General features: G+C 42.3%; 3 protein-coding genes and 1 pseudogene. 1 reads left to right on the top strand and 3 read right to left on the bottom strand.

What is annotated here, in order from left to right; genetic code table 11:
- Window positions 1–239: 239 nt before the first annotated feature.
- The gene (locus DW059_RS15235; protein WP_005924756.1) at window positions 240–1,046 is read left to right on the top strand and encodes a helix-turn-helix domain-containing protein; all 807 of its coding nucleotides are present in this window, start codon (window positions 240–242) and stop codon (window positions 1,044–1,046) included.
- A 61-nt stretch (window positions 1,047–1,107) separates the two neighbouring features.
- Here DW059_RS15235 and DW059_RS15230 read toward each other — a convergent pair whose 3' ends face one another.
- The 3 genes and pseudogenes from DW059_RS15230 to DW059_RS15220 form a co-directional block, all read right to left on the bottom strand.
- Window positions 1,108–2,070, bottom strand: coding sequence for a DUF3658 domain-containing protein (locus DW059_RS15230; RefSeq protein ID WP_005927687.1), 963 nt, complete (start codon window positions 2,068–2,070; stop codon window positions 1,108–1,110).
- Between the two features lie 29 nt (window positions 2,071–2,099).
- Window positions 2,100–2,477, bottom strand: a complete 378-nt coding sequence (locus DW059_RS15225) for a TnpV protein (protein WP_005927690.1) — start codon at window positions 2,475–2,477, stop codon at window positions 2,100–2,102.
- A pseudogene (locus DW059_RS15220) lies at window positions 2,437–2,561 on the bottom strand (helix-turn-helix domain-containing protein); the annotation flags it as partial. The gene DW059_RS15225 and the pseudogene DW059_RS15220, both read right to left, overlap by 41 nt.

Genomic DNA, 2,561 nt, shown 5'->3' with positions numbered 1-2,561 from the left:
ATCCCTGCCAAAAGTCATGGCGCTACATCGCCGGGGAAGCATATCCCACACAGGCTGGTCATTCGATTGGAATAATCCATCGATGAACTACCTGTATCATAGAACATTTTTGTGCCCTGTGCCGTATGTCCACAAAGTAGGAATTAAGGGTAAAAATCAGAAATTTCCACGATTACGGAAAGTGTGATATAATCCAGATAAGCGGCAGCAATGAAACCGTTGGAAAGGAGCGTGTGCCCATGAAAGGAGCAACAAGCATACAGGAACGCCTTTGGGAACTCCGCAAGGACAAAGGCTTAAATCTGGAAGAACTATCAAAACTAACGGGTATTTCTAAATCAGCCCTTGGCAGTTATGAAAAAGAAGATTTTAAGGAAATCAATCATGGCAACCTTATCACGCTGGCAGACTTCTATGGGGTTTCCGTCGATTATCTGCTGTGCCGGACAGAGAACAGGGAGCAGATCAACACGCCACTGACGGAGCTGCATTTGAACGATGAAATGGTTGCACTTCTGAAAAGCGGACGGATCAACAACCGTCTGCTCTGCGAACTTGCCACCCATAAGGACTTTATCAAGTTTCTTGCGGACATTGAGATTTATGTGGATGGGATTGCCACCATGCAGATTCAAAACCTCAACACCCTTGTCGATACTGTCCGGCATGAAATCATAGAACGGTATCGCCCTGGCGAAGATGACCCACATTTGAAAGTGCTGCAAGCCGCCCATATCAGTGATGATGAATATTTCAGCCACATGGTTCTGGATGACCTAAACCTGATTATCCGGGATATTCGGGAAACCCATAAAAAGGATAGTGAGAGTGCGCCCCAGACCACTGTTGCCAATGAACTGAAAGAAAATCTGGAAGCGGTCGAAAATTTCAAGGGCAGCCGTTTGGAAAAACTGGCAGTGCTTTACTGCAAGCAGCTCGGTATCAACTATAAAAATCTGTCAGATGAAGAATTTCGCTGGCTTATTCGGATTCTCCAAAAATCAAAGAAAACGGGAACGCCTATCAACCAGAGGAAAAAACGGTAAAGGAAAACCGCTGTTGCATGGTTTGTTGGATTCCATGTAGCAGCGGTTTGTGCTGTGGTTATTACTTCATTCGTTTTCTTAATATTCGGCGATAATTTGTTTCTCCCTTTGGTGCGTCCTGTATAATTTCCAACACACCATCTTCAAGCATTTTATCAATGCGATTGGAAATCCATACATCACTAATTCCAAGTTGATATTTTCCTAAAACATTACCTATGACAATAGCCATTTTGAATTGCTCTGGCTGTTCCGCAATTTCACGAAGAATGAAACTATCATATATATCTTCTGAAACGCTTTGCAATTTACCATTTAACATTGCACGCAAAGGTGCATTTTCATTTTGAAGTTGATTCCATTTCATAGCACAAGCTGAAAGAAATACAGGATTAGCTTTCTCTTGTAGAGTTATATAGTTTCCCCATTCGCCAGGAGAGACCTCGCCCCATGCTATTTTGGATGTCATAGTATTTTCTTTTCCATATTCCCATGTAGGTAACTTAACCAAATAAATTGTTGTCTGGCAGTTTAAGGGTTGAAGTTGTTTCATAAGCCAATACATACCACAAAGCTCATCTGGATTATAGCTATACCAAATGCGAATTTCTTCCCCAGCTACATATCGTTCAATCACTGAGGTCAATGTAGTTTTAATTTTCTGTATTTTTTCTTCAACCTGATAATCTAAATCCTCTACAAAGCAGACAGACAGCATTTTCTTGAAAACATTTTTCCGCTGTTCGCCAATTCCATTATCAGAAATATCTCCCACACTAAGAGCCATATCAAAACAATAAACATCACAGCTCTTGCCTCCCAATGGAATAGCATTCTCCCAAGCAATGCGTTCTTGTTCCTGTGCTTGAAGCTGTGCTTTTTTCATTTCATCTGAAGATGGAACACTCCCGTCTTCATGCCTCATAAATATTGAAACAGCACTTCCTCTATACTTTCCCTTGCCGTAAGTTTGGGCAATTTTCAAACTTCCACAGGCACTTTCACCAAATACAATTTCAATCATCTTATATACCTCCGATTTAATTGCTCCCGTTATGAATAAATCATCTCATGCAAAACAATTTCTTCTGCCCGGTTATGAATGTTATTGCAACGCTGCACCCATTCCATTTGGTGGGTACGCTTCAATTCCTCGGTTACGCCCTCGGCAGTTTTCATCTGCTCCATGATGGTGTCTAACCGTTCCTGTGCCTGTTCGTTCAGGTCTGCAAGATATGTCCACAATTCCCCGGTCAGTATCAATGTATTCAATCTGGCTGGGTGGACTTCCCTTAAATATTCCCGGTGCATCCGTCCGTACTTTCCGATAGGGCGGTGTTCCTCCGGCAGTTTCAAGTCCGGGATGTAATAATCTCCGACAAGGATATAATCAATTCCGTTTTCCGTTATTCTTGGTTTCAATTCGCTCATGTTCCTTACCTCCTGTGGAAGCAGGCTCGTCTGGTACTAACTCAATCACATCGGTAATCTCACAATTCAGCGTTTCGCAGATAC

Source organism: Roseburia sp. AF42-8 (assembly GCF_003435965.1).
Classification (GTDB): Bacteria; Bacillota; Clostridia; order Lachnospirales; family Lachnospiraceae; genus Roseburia_C; species Roseburia_C amylophila.
This window is presented reverse-complemented; position numbering and strand designations above follow the sequence as displayed.